We start from the raw sequence: 15864 nt of genomic DNA on the forward strand, positions 1-15864 counted from the left end.
GCCGGACCGCGCTGCGGACGGACTGCGGGGAGGCACGACGCGAGGGTGCCTCGGCCGGGCCGTGCGTCCGCCGGCCGGTCACCGTCGTCCTACCTCCACCATGCGCCCGGGGCGCAGCACGCGCAATCCCGGAAACCCGCTGGCCACCGGGTCTCTGACGGTACGTCCGTCCACGCCGCGGGCCGCGTGGGAACTCCCCGCCGGGGTCACGCACGGGGGACCTCCAGCCTGTCCCAGCTGACCTGTCCGGGCACGCCGTCGGCGGCGTCCCCCTCGAAGCCCAGCTTCTGCTGCCAGGCGGCGTACGACCTCACGTCGCCCGCTCCCCACACGTCGGCGGGGGCGCCGGCGGTGTAGCGGTCGCAGTCCTCGGCGACGAGCCGGCCGTGCAGGGCCGCGATGACGGGCGACCTGCGTCCCGCCTGGAAGAACGACGCACCGGGGAACGGCTCGAACCGGGGGCGGGCGGACACGAAGGCGGGCCAGGAACCCGGGTCGACGTGGTCGTTCTCCGGGACGTGCGCATGGGCGTACCAGCCGCCCCGCGACCTCCATGTGGCCGCCGGAGCGGTGTTGCGGGTCAGGGAGGTCGGGCGGCCCATGGGCCAGACGTCCGGTACGCCCCAGGACCCGGCCCATGCCTGGAGGTCGGCCCAGCCCTCGCAGGGAGTGTCGACCAGCCTGGCGAACACCTTGCCGCCGAGGCGGCAGTGCGGGAAGAACAGGGCCTCGATCTGGATGACGACCTGGCCGGCCCGGTTGGTCCGGGTGCCGCCCGCCGCGTCGAACAGGGCCTTGCTGCGGGAAGTGGCGGGGAAGAACTGGGCGAACGCTCCGGTGAAGGGATCCCAGAGGATGTGCGGGGCCCGGCCTTGTCCGCTGCCGGTGAAGAAGCCCTTGAGGCGGGCGAAGGGGACCAGATCGGCAGGAGCCGTGGCGGTGGCGGACCGGTCCGCGGTGATGTGCGCGATCGCCTTCGCCGGGAAGCCGGTGTCACAGGGCGCGTGGTCCCCGAGGTCCGCCTTGATGGCTTGGGGCATCCATGGGTGGGGCATGGTGAGTCCTTCCCTCTGCGCCCCGCACATGGTCTCGGGGTGCGGCGCGAGAGAAACGGGAAGCGGGCGCCGGACGGACCACGGGCCGTGCGGGAGACCCTCCCGCACTTCCTACGATGCGACCGGCCGGGGGCTGCGGCAACCATTGAAACCCGGACCAAGTGGTGTGCCGGTACGCCCTTTGCCGCCGCGGTCGTTGGGCGGTGACGGGCGGCACGGGCCGCTGTTCACCGGGCGCACCGCGGAAGCGTCACGCGTTCCGCGGGACGGTCCGCGGGACGGGACCGACGACGACGTCCGGCGAGCGCGCGACGAAGGCGTGCGTGCGGGTGCGCGCGGTGCCGGGCCCCGGAACAACGGCTGGACAGCGGCCCGGTGGTCCCGTTGCGGGATGCGGCGGACAGGAGAAGAGTGGAGGCATACGGGCTCTGCATCCTTCGAGCTCCACGTCTTCCGGAGCCGCCGTCAGCGGGAAGGATCCGCGGCGGACGAAGCAGCACAGCGCCGACCGTATCCGGAACCATCATGACCAGAATCTCCCGGCGACACCTCCTCCACGCGTCCAGCGCATCCCTTCTGGCCGCAGCGCTCGCGTTGCCGGCAGGTCTGTCGATGGCCGCCGCACAGCCTCAGAGCGCGAACGGGAGCCTTGCCGGACTGCCGGCCCAGACCACCGAACCTCCGTCGTCCCCCGTTGCTCCGCCGCCCTCTCCGCCGCCTTCCCCACCGCCCTCCCCGCCGGGCGATCCGACGGAGCCGACGGAGCCGACGGAGCCCACGGAGCCCACGACGGCCCCCACCTCCCCACCGGACTCCGAACCGACGTCCGGGACGGCGGAGCCGACGCCCTCCACGACCGATCCCTCCACCACGCCGAGCGACCCCTCCGACACCTCGCCGCCGCCGGGCACGGGTGACACGGACGCGGAGACGTCCGAACCGCCGCCGGAGCAGACGGCGAAGATCGAGGAGACGGTGGCGACCCTGAGCGAGGAGAAGGAACGCGTCCCCGAAACGCTCACGGCGACCGTGGACAAACTGATCGACATCGTCGACACGGTCGAGGACCCGGCGGAGATGCCGCAGGACCGGGAGGGAGTCACCGAGAGCGCGGAGAACCTGACCACCGCGCTGGCCGCCATCAACGACCCGGAAACCCCTCCCCAGCTGCAGAAGGAACTGACCACGATCGTGAAGCAGGTCACGACGACGCTCGAGGTGGTCAACGTGGCCGAGGTGCCGCCCGAAGACCGGTCGCTGCTCCTGCTGGTGGTCAAACGGACCACCGCCACGCTGGACGTCATCTGTGATCCCAAGACACCGCCGGAGACACGGGACCGGATGATCGCCATCATGAAGGACTCGGTCTACGTCGCGAAGATGACTCCGAACGGGGCGGGGGCCGATTCGCCGGACCGGAGCCAGAGCCCTCCCGGGACCAGGATTCCCCGGGAGTCCACGGTGAACACGCTGCTGCTGGTGAGCTCCTCCGAGGACATCATGGGCGACCGGCGGACGCCCGCGAGGGAACGGGACCGGCTGGCGGACATCACCCATCAGGTCAGCGCGCTGCTGAGGAAGGCCAGTGACCCCGGGACGTCGCAGAAGGAACGCTCCGAGGTGGCGGAGGAACTGGAGAAGAAGACCGCGCGCATGAAGGACCAGCAGGAGCAGTCCGCGTCCGCCCGCAAGGGCGCGGAGGTGTCGCTGGGCAAGGCCGCGGCGTTCTGCACCAGCGCCATCTTCGAGTCCACCCGTGAGTCCGCTCTCGTGCAGGGGCTGAGGAAGCTGATTCCCCCGAAGTGGGAGGCAGAAGGGGTCAAGGACTTCTGGAAGGCGAAGGAGATGAACGACGAGACGCTCGACGTCCTCGCCCAGCTGCGGAACAACGAGCACACCCACGGCCCGTTCGAGGTCGTGGAGATCGTCACCGAACTCGCCGAGATCGTCCCGTACGACAGGCTGTTCGGGAGTCTGGGAGGCTCCGCCCTGTCCTGCAAGCAGACCGCCTCCTACCTGGACGAGAGGTTCGGGATCACGGTCGGCACCTGGCTCACCAGGAGCGGGTGACCGGGTCACACCCCGGCGGATTTCAGCAGTTCGGCCGCGGAGATCTCCGAATCGGCGCGGGCCCGCGCGGTTCCGTATCGCTCCAGCTCCCGCCGTTCCTCCCGGTAGTCGGCCGACCCGACGAAATTGAAGGGGAAGGACGATATCGAGGATATGATGCCACCCCCCGGGGACCAGACGGACGTCACATAACGCGGTTTGCGCGTGACGTTGATCAGGTTGTTGTTGTGCCGAACCCTTCCGCGGAATATGAGCTGCCCACCGCACACCACCGGGTCGCAGTAGTAGCGCCTGTCGCGTTCGTTCCACGAGAGGTGGGGGAACCTGAACTGTTCCACATCAAGTTTCCCCCGGTCTTTTCTCATGTACGAGATCTGCAGTTCGGCACTCAGCGTGTCGTATCCGATGTCCTCGGGAATCTGGAACACCCTTCGCATGGCGTACTCCTGCCCGACGTCGAGCGAGTTGCCCAGGTCGTAGAAGCGTCCGCTGCTAATCGTGGTGTAGCGGAGCTGGTCGACGAAGACCTCGCCCTCACCCTCGCCCACCCCCCGCCTTTCCACGCTCTCCCGCCACTCCGTCAGCAGGTCCCCCTCGCTCTTGGAATAAAGGGCGACCCTGCCGCGGACCGTGTAGATGTTGTTGATGATGTACACCGGAATTCCTCCGGTGTTCTTCATGTGAATCGTCAGCGGAACGTGGACGAAGGGGAGGTTGACGTCTTTCCACGCCTTGCCGAATTCCACCTTCAGGGAGAAGTGCATGGGGGCGGCCGCGGGCTGGTACATGGTGGAATAGGCGAGGCTCACCGCCGTCAGCAGCGCCGTGGCGACCACTCCGGCGGCGAATCTCTTGGGCTGCGGCACCCCCTTCCACGATTTGTGGCGCACCAGCAGGAGGAGCGCCCACAGGGACCAGCACAGGGCGGGGACGTACACCAGCAGATGGCGTGTGTACTCCTTCTCCTCGAACCAGAGGAGAAGGAGGAGGCTGTCGGTGGCCAGCACCATCATGACCCCCAGCAGAGCGACGGCTCCGGAGGCCCTGAACTGGTGTCTGCCCCAGTAGTCCAGTGCCGCGACGGCGGCGATCCCCAGCACCGCCCCCGAGAGGACGAACAGCACGCCGGTCATGCGCTGCGCGAAGGTCAGGGCCCCCGAGGCGTCCGGCCACCCGATGACCGTGTTGTACACCATGGAGACGAGCAGCCCCACCGCCATCAGGAACATGATCGCGCGTCTTCGCCAGGGGTGGTCGGGCCAGGTCCCGCTGTCACCGCCGCGCCAGAATATGGATGCCGGATCGTCCAGGTCCATGGTCGCCGGATAGCCGCGGCGGCCGAGTATCCTGCGCAGCTCCGCCGGCGACCAGGCGCTGCCGGCCTGCTGGCCGCCGATGACGACGCGGCGCAGACCACGGCTGTCCGGCGGCTCCACGACGACCCATGGGCGGATGCTCATGACCACAGGCTCGGACCCGCGCCGGCATCGTGCACGCGGGGCTACCCCGTTTGCCGTCGTCCGCCCGCCCGTGACGCGGGCGTCCGGCGCGGCCCGTTGCGTACTCTTGCGGCATGCGCATGCGCCCCACCCTGAGCTGGACGCCCGAGGGAGACCTGCCGCCGGGCACCACGGATCCGGCTCCGGTCGCCGACGCCCTGAGTGCCGGCGGTGTGCTGGTGCTCAGCGGGGCGGGCATCTCCACGGAGTCGGGCATCCCGGACTACCGGGGTGAGGGCGGCAGCCTGAGCCGGCACACCCCGATGACATACCAGGACTTCACGGCCGCCGCCGAGGCCCGGCGCCGGTACTGGGCGCGCAGCCATCTCGGCTGGCGCACCTTCGGCCGGGCCCTGCCCAACGCCGGGCACCGGGCGGTGGCCGCGTTCGGACGGCACGGACTGCTCTCCGGTGTGATCACGCAGAACGTCGACGGTCTGCACCAGGCCGCCGGCAGCGAGGGCGTCGTGGAGCTCCACGGGAGCCTGGACCGGGTGGTGTGCCTGTCCTGCGGCGCCCGCAGCGCGCGCCGGGAACTCGCCCGGCGGCTGGAGGAGGCCAACCCGGACTTCCGGCCGGTGGCCGCGGGCATCAACCCGGACGGTGACGCCGACCTCACCGACGACCAGGTGGGGGACTTCCGTGTGGTGCCCTGCGCGGTCTGCGGCGGCGTCCTCAAGCCGGACGTGGTGTTCTTCGGCGAGGCCGTCCCGCCGGCGCGGGTCGAGCACTGCCGTGAGCTGGTCCGCGCGGCGACCGCGCTGCTGGTCCTGGGCTCCTCGCTGACGGTGATGTCCGGGCTGCGGTTCGTACGGCAGGCGGCCCAGGCCGGCAAGCCGGTGCTGATCGTCAACCGGGACGTGACACGGGGCGACCGGCACGCGCTCACCCGGGTCGCGCTGCCCCTGGGCGCGACCCTCACCGCCGTCGCCGGGCGGCTGGGCATCCCCGTCGACGACCAGGCACCGGCCTGACCACCGCGGCACGCCCACCGACGACCGGACGGCACGGCGTCCCCTCCTCCTGACGGGCCCTGATCGTTCCGGCCCCGCGTCCGTCCCTCAGGTCGGTGCGGGGAGGCCGTCGTGCTCCACTCTTGACAGGGTCACGTCGATCGCTTGTATGGTCCAGTCCAACAGAACTCGCCGCTCCACTTCGGGAGTTGATCCCTCGCGGGCCCCGACCACATCCCCGCGGGGACGGTGAGTGCGCGCTGCCTTCGCGCCTCTTGGCCCCACCCACGAGCGGTCGTCCTGACACGTGCGGTCCCCCCACTCACGGCCACGCGGGTCCCGCGGACGATCCGAAGTGAAGGAGTTCCTCATGCGTACCAGCAAGAAGACGGCCGTGCTGATCGGCGCGGCTCTCGCCCCCGTCGTCGCCGTCTGTCTCCCCGCCTCCTCGGCGAGCGCCCACGGCTACATCTCCGATCCGCCCAGCCGCCAGGCCCAGTGCGCCGCGGGCACCGTCTCCTGCGGGGACATCACCTACGAACCGCAGAGCGTCGAAGGGCCCAAGGGGCTGACCAGTTGCAGCGGCGGCAACAGCCGCTTCGCCGAACTGGACGACGACGGCAAGGGCTGGGCCGTCACACCGGTCCCGAAGAACGCCACGTTCTCGTGGAAGCTCACCGCACGGCACGCGACCACCACCTGGGAGTACTACGCCGGCGGTCAGCGGATCGCGCTGTTCGACGACGGAGGGGCCCAGCCCGGCGAAGTGGTGAACCACCAGGTCGACTTCGGCGGTCTCACCGGGCAGCAGAAGGTGCTCGCCGTGTGGAACGTGGCCGACACCGACAACGCCTTCTACGCCTGCATCGACGTCAACGTCGGCGGCTGACCTCCGGCCGGAGCCACTGCGCGCCTCGGTTTTGGTGCCGGCTGCACCTACCGGCGCCTCGCACAGCCCCTGGGCGTGGAGCCCGGCGGCAACCCCAGCCGCCGGGAACCGCCCGGCCGCCCGGTCCGCCGGGCAGCCGGGCAGCCGGGCGTCCCCGGTCAGGAGGCCTGGGCCCGGTCGTACAGGGAATTGGCCACGTCACCGAAGTACGGGCCGAACATCCGGTCCGGCAGGAACGTGTAGCCGAAACTGTTCACGGAGACCTGGAGGCCGGTGCCGGTCGCCTCGTCGAAGCCGCTGAACCAGGGACCGCCACTGGAGCCGCCCGTCATGTCGCAGGCGAGGCTGTGGTCCTGCGAGAACAGGAAGTCCTTCGAGCTGTTGCCGCCGCAGTGGATGAGCCTGCTGCCGTCGTACGGCGAGGCGGCCGGGTATCCGAAGGCGTACATGATCTGGTTGTAGCCACCGTTGAAGCGGAGGCCCTGCGCGCCGACGACCGAGGTGAGCTTCCGCCCGTCCAGCGGGGCGACGACCGCGGCGCCGATGTCATGGTTGATGTCCTCGCTCGCCTCCCACTGCGGGGTGGTGAGCGTCTTGGTGGCGGTCCACTGGCCGTACGGGGCGCTGCCGTTGTCGTACGCCGGCACGAAGACCCAGTTCGTGTGCCAGCTGCCCTGGTACTTCACGCAGTGCCCGGCCGTGATGACGGTGCTGGCGTTGGCGCTGGTGACGGCGTTGCCGGAGCACGAGGCGGTGCGCCCCTCGAAGGTGAAGAACACCCGGCCGGCCGTGGACACCACCGCTCCCCCGCCGGTCCATGGGCCGCCGGGCCGCAGGAAGGCGGCCGGTACGGCGCCCGGTACGACGGTCGCCGCCCGCCCGACGGGCCCGGAGGCCCGCAGAGAGGAACGGTGCGGACAGACGTGCGTGAGGCAGCGTGCCACGGACATCCCGTCTTGTCAGGGTCGCATCAAATTATTCCTGGTCCGCCCGTCGCCGCCGGTGCGGGACGTTCACCAGAGGCCGTCCCGCCCGAGTGGTCACCGGACTGGGAACACGCCACCTCTTGCTATACAGTGCGTCAGCAAGCCAGGATGGTTACCCGTGGTAATAGCGCCCGGACTCGACTCGAGGAGCCCTCAGCATGGCCATCAGCACCTCAAAGCCGCAGGCCAGGAACCAGTCCTCGGACGACGGTGTGGCCCGACGGCTACTGGACTCGTCCGCGCAGCTCTCCTACGACCCGCTCACCGAGGTCGACTGGGAGACGCCGCTCGACACGAACTACCACGGCGCCAGCCCGGAGTGGAGCACGCTCTACGGGACGGCGTACTGGGACGAGATGACCGACGCGCAGCGCAAGGCGCTGACGCGCCAGGAGGCCGCGTCCGTCGCCAGCACCGGCATCTGGTTCGAGATGATCCTGCAGCAGATGGTGCTGCGGGACATCTACGCCAAGGACCCGACGGACGACACCGTCCAGTGGGCGCTCACCGAGATCGCCGACGAGTGCCGGCACTCGATCATGTTCGCCCGCGGCGCGAAGAAGCTCGGGGCCCCGGCCTACCGCCCGCACCGGATCGCCGTCGAACTGGGCCGTTTCTTCAAGACCGTCGCCTTCGGCGAGGCCGCGTACGCGGCGATCCTGGTCGCCGAGGAGGTCCTCGACGTCATGCAGCGCGACTGGATGCGCGACGAGCGGGTCGTGCCCTTCGTCCGCACCATCAACAACATCCACGTCGTGGAGGAGTCGCGGCACATGAAGTTCGCCCGCGACGAGACGCGCAAGCACCTCGCACGCGCGGGCCGGCTGCGCCGCCGCGTCCACGCCCTGCTGATCGCCGTCGCGGCCTACGTCATCGTGACGAGCATGGTGAACCGCGAGGTCTACGCGAACGCCGGTCTGGACGAACGACGCGCACTGCGCGAGGCGAAGGCCAACGAGCACCACAAGTCCATGATGCGGGCCAGCTGTTCGGGCCTGATGGAGTTCCTGGCCTCGGTGGGGCTGCTCACCCGGCCCGCCCTCTTCTTCTACCAGCGCGCCCACCTCATCTGACGACCTTCAGCTGCACCCCATCACGGACCCCGGCGGAGCGGACGACCATGGCCTTCGCGATCACCCAGACCTGCTGCAGCGACGCCACGTGCGTGTCCGTCTGCCCGGTCAACTGCATTCACCCCACGCCCGAGGAACGGGCCTTCGGCAGCACGGAGATGCTGCACATCGACCCCAAGGCCTGCATCGACTGCGGCGCCTGCGCCGACGCCTGCCCGGTGGACGCCGTCTTCCCCGTGGACCGGCTCCCCGACGAACTGCGGGAGTACGAGCGGATCAACGCCGCCTACTTCGAGGAGGCCGGGACGGCCGCCCCCGGCGACGCGGAGGCGCCGGCGGGGCGGGCGGAGGGTACGGGCCCCACGTTCCACGACTGGAGCGAACCGTCCTTCGACCGGGTGCTGCCCGCGGACTTCGGGCCGCTGCGGGTCGCCGTCGTCGGCACCGGGCCGGCCGGCATGTACGCCGCCAGGGATCTGCTGCTGCACACGCCCGCCGAGGTGACGCTGATCGACCGGCTTCCGGTCGCCGGTGGCCTCGTCCGCTACGGCGTCGCTCCGGACCACCCGGCCACCCGGAAGGTGGGCGAGTCCTTCGCCCGCTTCCACACGCATCCGCGGGTGCGGACGTACCTGGGCCTCGACGTGGGCACCCACATCACGGCGGAGGAACTCGCCGCCCATCACGACGCGGTGGTCTACGCGGTCGGCGCCAGCGCGGACCGCCGGCTCGGCGTCCCGGGCGAGGACCGGCCGGGCAGCATCTCCGCGACCACCTTCGTCGCCTGGTACAACGCGCACCCCGAGGTCGCACCGGACGCCGTCGACCTGTCGGCCGAACGGGTCGTCGTGGTCGGCAACGGCAATGTCGCGCTCGACGTCGCCCGCATCCTGGTGTCCGACCCGGAGACGCTGGCCGGCACCGAGATCGCCGGCCACGCGCTGGCGGAGCTGCGCCGCAGCAAGGTGCGCGAGGTGGTGCTGCTCGGGCGCCGGGGGCCGCGGGACGCGGCCTGCACCCGGTCCGAACTGCTCGCCCTGAGACACCTCCCGGGGGTCGACCTGCTCATCGACGACCACGATCCGCGTATCGGCGCGGCGATCGATGCCGCCGCGGCGGAGGACACGGCCGCGGTCCTGCGGGGCCTTGCCCGGGAGACCGTCGACTGGTCCCTGTCGCCGGGCGCGGACGGACAGCCGCGGCGCATCGTCTTCCGCTTCCTCTCGGCGCCGGTGGCGGTGTGCGGGAGCGAGGAGACCGGCGCCGTCCGCGTCACCGGCGGCGCGGGTGAGCTGGAGATCCCGGCCGGGCTGGTCCTGCGGGCGGTCGGCTCGCGCGGGGTGCCCCAGGCGGGGCTGCCGTTCGACGAGGCCACCGGGACCGTTCCGCACGAGCACGGGAGGGTGACCGGGAGGCCGGGGACGTACGTCGTCGGCTGGATCAAGCGCGGACCCTCGGGCGGCATCGGCGCGAACCGCACCTGCGCGGCCGAGACCGTCGGTTCCCTGCTGGCCGATGCGGTGGCGGGCGCCCTGCCCGCGCCGAGCGGCGGGCCGAAGGCGTTCCGCCGCCTGGTGCGCCGTCGGCGTCGCTGAGCGCCGCCGCGGCCCACGCATCGTCGCGCCGCCTGCACGGACGGGGTGAGGGGCGGTGTGTCCGCTCCCCCACTCCGTCCCCCGTGCGGGCGTCAGCCGAGGAGCCGGGTGAACCGCTGGGTGTCGATGTTGCCGCCGGAGACGATGACACCGATACGGCGCGGCAGCGGGGTGACGCGGCCCGCCAGCAGGGCTGCCAGCGCCGTGGCGCCGCTCGGCTCGACGACCGTCTTCATCCGCTCGAAGGCCGTGCGCATCGCGTGACGGATCTCGTCGTCGGTGACGAGCGCGATGTCGTCCACGAGCTTCTGGTTCAGGGAGAAGGTGAGTTCTCCCGGGATGTCGGCGGCCTGCCCGTCGGCGATGGTCCGGGGCACGGGAATGGAGACCCGCCGGCCCGCCTCCAGCGACCGTTTGGTGTCGTCGCCCGCCTCCGGTTCCACGCCGACGACCCGGATGCCGGGCAGCAGCCCCTTGGCGGCCGTGCCGCTGCCCGCGATGAGCCCTCCGCCGCCGACCGGCACCACCAGGGCGTCGAGGTCGCCGACCTCCTCGATCAGTTCGAGCGCGGCGGTGCCCTGACCCGCGATGACGTGGGGGTGTTCGTAGGGCGGTATCAGCGTGAGTCCGCGCTCGGCGGCGAGTGCCTCGCCGATGGCGACCCTGTCGCCGGTGTAGCGGTCGTAGGTCACGACCTCGGCGCCGTAGCCCCGCGTGGCCTCCACCTTGGACCCCGGGGTGTCCTCCGGCATGAGGATCACCGCCGTGCTGCCCAGCTCCCGGGCGGCCAGCGCCACGGCCTGGGCGTGGTTGCCGGAGGAGTACGCGGCGATGCCCCGGGCGAGCTGGGCGGGCGTGAGGCGTGATGCCGCGTTGTACGCACCGCGGAACTTGAAGGCGCCGACGCGCTGCAGGTTCTCGCACTTGACGAACACCTCGGCGCCCACGAGGGCGTTCAGGGTGCGGGAGCGCAGTACGGGCGTGCGGTGGGCGACTCCCTCGATCCGTGCCGCCGCGTCGCGCACGTCGTCCAGGGTGAGCGTCATGTCCGTTCTCCGTTCGGGTCGTTGGGCTCCTGCGCGGCGCCGTCCGGTGCGGGGCCGGGTGGCGCGCTCCGGGCCTGGGCGAGGTAGTTGTAGGCGGAGGCCCGGGAGATGCCGAGCCGTTCCGCGACCCGCTGCGGCGCGCCGCGGACCGCGAAGACGCCGTCGGCGTCCAGCCGCGCGAAGAGGCGCAGACGCTCGTCCCGGTCGAGCGCGTTCCACGGTTTGGTGTGGCGCAGTTGATGGGTGTCGACGAGTGCGTCCACGACGGAGTCGATGTCGTTGCCGAACGTCGTCGTGGGTACGGCGACCGGGTCCTGCACACCGGCGAGTTGGCCGATCAGCGAGCCGACCTGGTGCACCGCGGTGATGTCGAGGTTGACGCACAGGGCCCCGAAGACGGTGCCGGCGGAGTCACGGAGCACCATCGTGGAGGACTTGACGAGCTTTCCCCCGGGCGTGCGGGTGATGTAGTTGAGCTGGTCCTCGGCCGCGTCGCCCCGGGCGAGGATGCCCATGCCGATCTCGCTCATCGACCCGCCCACGGTGCGTCCGGTGACCGATCCGGCGATGGCGACGACGGAGTGCTGCGGGCGGCGGAAGTCGTGGACGACGACCTCGCAGAAGGATCCCAGCGTCGCGGCGATGCCGTCGGCCACGGGCTTCAGCGCCGCGATGACGGCGTCCTGTTCGCGTGCCCGCCCCGGCCCCGGTTCCTCAGGCGGCGTCCGCGTCCTCCCGTCGGATCCGTCCGGTTCTGTGTTCAGCACGGTGCGCCCTCCTGCCGGTGCCGTCACTGCGACGAGCGGGCCGTTGGACCTATGATCCAGCACTTGGACGGAAATTCCAAGAGGGTCGGGTGCCCGTGTGCGGGATCGCTGTCCACGCGCGGCCCGTCGGCCGGCATCCCCGGGCGCGTCGGGCAGCGGCAGGGCGTGGAGGTGTCCCGGCGCGGCTCACCCGATCAGTCGCGGGTACTCCACGCGTCCGGGCCGCCGCCCCTCCATTCGACCGAGGGGGACTGGCGCACCCAGTCGTCGTCGGCGCTCTCCAGCCCGGCGAGGCGCAGGAACTCCACGACGTCCAGCAGCCCGTACGCCATGCCCAGGAACCGCCCGTCCGCACGGACGCGCCGGCCGCCGTCCTCGCCGGGCGGGTAGATCACGATGGGCTGGTCGCTCGCCATGGGACCAGCCTGCAATGAGGCGCATCCGCGCGCATGCGGTGGCCGCGTGGACCCGGTGGCCACGGGGCCGTTCGCCGTACGGCTCCCGGGCTCGCGGCCACGGCTCCTCATGACGGCGTCGAGGCCGTCATGTCCTGGGTGCCGATCACGGAGAGCAGGCGCAGCTGTGCCGCACCCTCGGTGCCGGGCGGGGCGCTGAACCACAGCAGGCGCTGGCGGCCGTCCTCGCTGAACAGGCTGTGGCAGTCCAGCTCGATGACGCCCAGGACGGGGTGGACGATGCGCTTGTGGTCGGTGCGTCTGAGGGCGACGTCGTGGGTGTCCCAGAGGGCGGCGAACTCCTCGCTGCGGCGCCGGAGCCCGGCCACCATCCGGGTGACCTCGCGGTCGCTGCCGCGCCGGGCCGCGACCGCCTGGAGGTCGGCGACGAAGACCCGGGAGTGGTGGGGGTGGTCCTCCGCCGGGTAGAGGCTCCGCGCCGCGGGATCGGTGAACCAGCGGTGGACGAAACTCGCCTCGGGGCCGTGCGCGGCCGGGGGCGGTCCGACGAGCGCGACGGCCAGCGGGTTCTGCACGAGGGTTTCGTGCAGGTCGGTGATGATCTGGGCGGGGGTGGTGGTGAGCTGGTCCAGCAGACCGAGCAGACCCGGCTGGACGTGCGCGGTGGTACTCCGGGCGACGGGCGGGAGCGGCCGGTCCGCGAGGTGGAACAGGTGGTCGCGTTCGTCGCCGTTCAGCCGGAGGGCCCGGGCGAGGGCGGCCAGGACCTGGGCCGAGGGCTGGGCGCCGCGTCCGCGTTCCAGCTCGGTGTAGTAGTCCGCGGACAGCCCCGCCAGATGGGCGACCTCCTCGCGCCGCAGTCCGGGCACCCGCCGGCGCGGGCCGGTGGGCAGGCCGACGTCGGACGGGCGGATCCGGTCACGGCGGGACTTGAGGAACGCGGCAAGGGCGGCATGGTTCACGTCTCCATGGTCGCGCGCGCGGTGACCGCCAGCCAGGGGCTCGCAACCCCTGGGTGGGGACAGCCCTGGCTGGGCCGGGCGCACCGGGCCACGCTGGAACCACGACGGGCGGCGCACCACGGCCCCCGGGCCCGCCCCGCCCGTCGTGGCACCCCTTGTCCGGCACGTCAGCAGGAGTCCTCATGTCCGCCCAGGAGACCGCGCCCCGTCACGCCGCGTCCGCACACCACACCGGCCGCCCCCGCGTCGCCGTCGTCACCGGAGGCTCGCGCGGAATCGGCCGCCGCACGGTGAGCCGGCTGGCGGCCGACGGGTTCGCCCTCGTGGTCGGCTACGCGGGCCGTCGCGAGGCGGCCGAGGACGCCGTCGAGGAGGTCACCGGCGCCGGCGGCCGGGCGATCGCCGTCCGGGCCGACGTCGCCGACGAGCAGCAGGTCGCCGCGCTGTTCGCCGCCACGGAGGACCGGTTCGGGGGCGTCGACGTCGTCGTCCACGCGGCCGGCCGGATGTCCCTGGCGCCCGTCGCCGAACTGGACCTGTCGGAACTGGACGCGCTGTACCGCACCAACATCCGTGGCACCTTCGCCGTCGCCCAGCAGGCGGCGCGCAGGCTCCGCGGCGGCGGCTCGTTCATCGCCTTCTCCACCTCCGTGGTGGGCCTGGCCTTTCCCGGTTACGGCGCCTACAGCGCCGGCAAGGGCGCCGTCGAAGCGCTCACGCCGATCCTCGCGCGGGAGCTGCGCGGCCGGGACATCACCGTGAACGCCGTGGCACCCGGTCCCACCGCCACCGACCTGTTCCTCGAGGGCAAGGACGAACAGACCATCGCCCGGCTGGCCGCCCAGCCCCCGCTGGAACGCCTCGGCACCCCCGCCGACATCGCCGAAGTCGTCGCCTTCCTCGCCTCCCCGGCGGGCCACTGGGTGAACGGCCAGGTCATCCGGGCCAACGGCGGCATCATCTGACGCCCGCTCCTCCGCGTACCCGGCCGGTGCGCGCCCACGGCCCCCGCCCCCGACAGCCGCTGCGCCGAGAAGTGCCGTCGGCACTTCGCCGGGCCGGACTCCCCTCTCACCGCGGGCGGACGCCCGCGACCCCGTATCAAAGGAGACCCACCATGCCGTTCGCGAACTTCAAGGTCCCTGCCGGAAGCCTCGACGAGAAGCAGAAGGAGCTGATCGTCACCCGCACCACCGAGCTGTATGTGGAGGTGTACGGCGAACGGGCCCGGAACAGCACCATGGTCCTGGTCGAGGAGGTCACCGACGGCGGCTGGGGCATCGGCGGCGACGTCCTGACCCTCGCCATGCTCCAACAGCCCGCGCAGGACTGACGTTCCGCAGCGGGGCGGGGTCTTCGGCTCGCTCAGCGCCGGCCGCGTCCGGAACGCCGCCCCGCGGCCGCACGTCCGCCGAGGACCAGCCGGCCCGCCGTCGCACCGACCGCGTACCAGAACAGGTCCGGCGCGTTGAAGGTGGAGCCGAGGACCAGGCGGGCGGCGGTGCTGTGCCGGGACAGTTCCGCGGGCAGTCCGGTGAGTTGCAGGAACTCGACGCCCCAGCTGACGGCCAGCGCGATCGCCGCTGCTCGCGGCGGGGTCAGTCGCGGGGCCGCCACGAGGACCAGGGCGAGGATGAGCAGGGTGTACAGGGCGTCCCCGCCGTACTTGGCCACGTCCCCCGCCGCCACGGTCCTCAGCCCCAGTCCCGCGCCGACGATCAACGGCACGGCAACGGCCGCCGCACGGCGCGTCCTTGCCGGGCCGCCGTCGCCACCGGTGCGGGTGGCGACGGCGGTGCGGTCATGGAGGGGGGATTCCACCGGGTCGTCCTCGGGTTCTCGTGACGGTCACGCCGAGCCCTCGCGGCTCGGCGGTGCGGTGCGCGGTGCTCAGTGCTCCACGCCGCAGCGTCGCGCGATCGCCTTGAGGCGTTCGAGTTCTCGCCGGGCGGCGGCCGGGTGGGCGAGGTCGAGGGCCATGCCGGCACGGGCCGTGACGTAGAGGATGTCCTCGCGGAGGGCCGCGTCGATTCCGGGGGCGGCCGCGAGACGGCGGCCGGTGACGGACAGGAAGAGGGCGACCTGGTCCAGACGGTCCCTCAGGCTCAGGGGCAGCACCTGGGGCAGGGCGTCCTTGGCGTAGTCACGCGCCAGCCGGTCCGCCTCGCACGGCCGGGGCGCCGGGGGCGCCCAGGCGAGCCCGGCTTCGCGGGCCTCGTCGTACAGGTCCCCCACCAGGGCGCGCGCGGTGCCCGGATCGCCGTCGGCAGCGGCCGTGCGCGCCGACTCCAGTACGGCGCGCAACCGGGCCCGTACGCCGGGTTCCTCGCCCGTGCGGGCGTCCAGATAGCCGGACCACACATCGAACGCCTTCCTCAACTCGGCGTCCTCCAGGACCTCGTACGCGTCCGGCACTCCCCCGCCTCTCCCGTCGGGCCGCCCGGTGCGGACGGCAGCGGTTCACGATAGGACAGGCGGCGGGGCACGGCGCGTGAATATCCGCGGCGTCCTCCTCGGCCGGTGCGGCGCCCCGCCCGCACGCGCCCCTCCCCT

Annotated in this window: 17 protein-coding genes; 7 read left to right on the plus strand and 10 right to left on the minus strand. The window is 72.0% G+C overall.

What is annotated here, in order from left to right; all coding sequences use genetic code 11:
• Positions 1 to 206: 206 nt before the first annotated feature.
• Together FHX78_RS00305 and FHX78_RS00310 are read right to left on the minus strand one after the other, a co-directional pair.
• Positions 207 to 1040, minus strand: a complete 834-nt coding sequence (locus FHX78_RS00305) for a peptidoglycan-binding protein (RefSeq protein ID WP_229924083.1) — start codon at positions 1038 to 1040, stop codon at positions 207 to 209.
• 644 nt (positions 1041 to 1684) lie between these two features.
• Complete coding sequence (locus FHX78_RS00310; RefSeq protein WP_145865440.1) at positions 1685 to 2104, minus strand: hypothetical protein; 420 nt, start codon at positions 2102 to 2104, stop codon at positions 1685 to 1687.
• Here FHX78_RS00310 and FHX78_RS00315 point away from each other — a divergent pair.
• Positions 2085 to 3125 carry a hypothetical protein gene (locus FHX78_RS00315; protein ID WP_145865441.1) on the plus strand — a complete coding sequence of 347 codons (1041 nt, stop codon included), beginning with the start codon at positions 2085 to 2087 and terminating at the stop codon, positions 3123 to 3125. The two genes, FHX78_RS00310 and FHX78_RS00315, sit on opposite strands and share 20 nt — an antisense overlap.
• 5 nt (positions 3126 to 3130) lie before the next feature.
• On the opposite strand, the gene FHX78_RS37120 is transcribed toward FHX78_RS00315, so the two are convergent.
• Positions 3131 to 4585, minus strand: a complete 1455-nt coding sequence (locus tag FHX78_RS37120; protein ID WP_189908688.1) for a hypothetical protein — start codon at positions 4583 to 4585, stop codon at positions 3131 to 3133.
• A gap of 113 nt (positions 4586 to 4698) precedes the next feature.
• Between FHX78_RS37120 and FHX78_RS00325 the strand changes: the two genes are divergently transcribed.
• Positions 4699 to 5598, plus strand: coding sequence for an NAD-dependent protein deacetylase (locus FHX78_RS00325; RefSeq protein ID WP_145865442.1), 900 nt, complete (start codon positions 4699 to 4701; stop codon positions 5596 to 5598).
• Positions 5599 to 5947: 349 nt separating this feature from the next.
• Positions 5948 to 6466: a lytic polysaccharide monooxygenase auxiliary activity family 9 protein gene (locus tag FHX78_RS00330; RefSeq protein WP_145865443.1), complete on the plus strand. Its 519-nt coding sequence runs from the start codon at positions 5948 to 5950 to the stop codon at positions 6464 to 6466.
• Between the two features lie 158 nt (positions 6467 to 6624).
• Here the strand turns inward: FHX78_RS00330 and FHX78_RS00340 are convergent, their stop codons facing one another.
• Positions 6625 to 7368 (minus strand): trypsin-like serine peptidase, encoded by a 744-nt coding sequence (locus tag FHX78_RS00340; protein WP_229924090.1) that lies wholly within the window; start codon positions 7366 to 7368, stop codon positions 6625 to 6627.
• Positions 7369 to 7610: 242 nt separating this feature from the next.
• On the opposite strand from FHX78_RS00340, the gene FHX78_RS00345 reads away from it, so the two are divergent.
• Entirely contained in the window at positions 7611 to 8525 is a 915-nt protein-coding gene (locus FHX78_RS00345; protein WP_145865444.1) for an AurF N-oxygenase family protein, read from the plus strand.
• Positions 8526 to 8572: 47 nt separating this feature from the next.
• On the plus strand, positions 8573 to 10120 hold the full coding sequence (locus FHX78_RS00350) for an FAD-dependent oxidoreductase (protein WP_145865445.1): 1548 nt from the start codon (positions 8573 to 8575) through the stop codon (positions 10118 to 10120).
• A 92-nt stretch (positions 10121 to 10212) separates the two neighbouring features.
• Here the strand turns inward: FHX78_RS00350 and FHX78_RS00355 are convergent, their stop codons facing one another.
• The 4 genes from FHX78_RS00355 to FHX78_RS00370 all read right to left on the minus strand — a co-directional run bounded on the left by FHX78_RS00355 (position 10213) and on the right by FHX78_RS00370 (position 13311).
• Complete coding sequence (locus FHX78_RS00355; RefSeq protein WP_145865446.1) at positions 10213 to 11166, minus strand: threo-3-hydroxy-L-aspartate ammonia-lyase; 954 nt, start codon at positions 11164 to 11166, stop codon at positions 10213 to 10215.
• A complete protein-coding gene (locus FHX78_RS00360) occupies positions 11163 to 11840 on the minus strand; it encodes a helix-turn-helix transcriptional regulator (RefSeq protein WP_229924089.1) in 678 nt (225 codons plus the stop codon). Before FHX78_RS00360 ends, FHX78_RS00355 begins: the two co-directional genes overlap by 4 nt.
• Positions 11841 to 12127: 287 nt before the next feature.
• Positions 12128 to 12349 carry a hypothetical protein gene (locus FHX78_RS00365; RefSeq protein WP_145865447.1) on the minus strand — a complete coding sequence of 74 codons (222 nt, stop codon included), beginning with the start codon at positions 12347 to 12349 and terminating at the stop codon, positions 12128 to 12130.
• A 107-nt stretch (positions 12350 to 12456) separates the two neighbouring features.
• The gene (locus tag FHX78_RS00370) at positions 12457 to 13311 is read right to left on the minus strand and encodes a helix-turn-helix transcriptional regulator (protein WP_145865448.1); all 855 of its coding nucleotides are present in this window, start codon (positions 13309 to 13311) and stop codon (positions 12457 to 12459) included.
• 182 nt (positions 13312 to 13493) lie between these two features.
• Between FHX78_RS00370 and FHX78_RS00375 the strand changes: the two genes are divergently transcribed.
• Complete coding sequence (locus tag FHX78_RS00375; protein ID WP_145865449.1) at positions 13494 to 14276, plus strand: SDR family oxidoreductase; 783 nt, start codon at positions 13494 to 13496, stop codon at positions 14274 to 14276.
• A 152-nt stretch (positions 14277 to 14428) separates the two neighbouring features.
• Positions 14429 to 14644: a tautomerase family protein gene (locus FHX78_RS00380; protein WP_145865450.1), complete on the plus strand. Its 216-nt coding sequence runs from the start codon at positions 14429 to 14431 to the stop codon at positions 14642 to 14644.
• Positions 14645 to 14676: 32 nt separating this feature from the next.
• Here FHX78_RS00380 and FHX78_RS00385 read toward each other — a convergent pair whose 3' ends face one another.
• Together FHX78_RS00385 and FHX78_RS00390 are read right to left on the minus strand one after the other, a co-directional pair.
• Positions 14677 to 15132 (minus strand): ribosomal maturation YjgA family protein, encoded by a 456-nt coding sequence (locus FHX78_RS00385; protein WP_145865451.1) that lies wholly within the window; start codon positions 15130 to 15132, stop codon positions 14677 to 14679.
• Positions 15133 to 15201: 69 nt separating this feature from the next.
• Complete coding sequence (locus FHX78_RS00390; protein WP_145865452.1) at positions 15202 to 15726, minus strand: hypothetical protein; 525 nt, start codon at positions 15724 to 15726, stop codon at positions 15202 to 15204.
• Positions 15727 to 15864: the final 138 nt, after the last annotated feature.

Source organism: Streptomyces capillispiralis, from assembly GCF_007829875.1.
GTDB lineage: Bacteria > Actinomycetota > Actinomycetes > Streptomycetales > Streptomycetaceae > Streptomyces > Streptomyces capillispiralis.

Bases quoted from the DNA above. Each gene is read 5' to 3' on its own strand.
- FHX78_RS00305 (WP_229924083.1), bottom strand. From the start codon at position 1,040: ATGCCCCAAGCCATCAAGGCGGACCTCGGGGACCACGCGCCCTGTGAC.
- FHX78_RS00310 (WP_145865440.1), bottom strand. From the start codon at position 2,104: ATGTCGATCAGTTTGTCCACGGTCGCCGTGAGCGTTTCGGGGACGCGT.
- FHX78_RS37120 (WP_189908688.1), bottom strand. From the start codon at position 4,585: ATGAGCATCCGCCCATGGGTCGTCGTGGAGCCGCCGGACAGCCGTGGT.
- FHX78_RS00325 (WP_145865442.1), top strand. From the start codon at position 4,699: ATGCGCATGCGCCCCACCCTGAGCTGGACGCCCGAGGGAGACCTGCCG.
- FHX78_RS00330 (WP_145865443.1), top strand. From the start codon at position 5,948: ATGCGTACCAGCAAGAAGACGGCCGTGCTGATCGGCGCGGCTCTCGCC.
- FHX78_RS00345 (WP_145865444.1), top strand. From the start codon at position 7,611: ATGGCCATCAGCACCTCAAAGCCGCAGGCCAGGAACCAGTCCTCGGAC.
- FHX78_RS00350 (WP_145865445.1), top strand. From the start codon at position 8,573: ATGGCCTTCGCGATCACCCAGACCTGCTGCAGCGACGCCACGTGCGTG.
- FHX78_RS00355 (WP_145865446.1), bottom strand. From the start codon at position 11,166: ATGACGCTCACCCTGGACGACGTGCGCGACGCGGCGGCACGGATCGAG.
- FHX78_RS00365 (WP_145865447.1), bottom strand. From the start codon at position 12,349: ATGGCGAGCGACCAGCCCATCGTGATCTACCCGCCCGGCGAGGACGGC.
- FHX78_RS00375 (WP_145865449.1), top strand. From the start codon at position 13,494: ATGTCCGCCCAGGAGACCGCGCCCCGTCACGCCGCGTCCGCACACCAC.
- FHX78_RS00380 (WP_145865450.1), top strand. From the start codon at position 14,429: ATGCCGTTCGCGAACTTCAAGGTCCCTGCCGGAAGCCTCGACGAGAAG.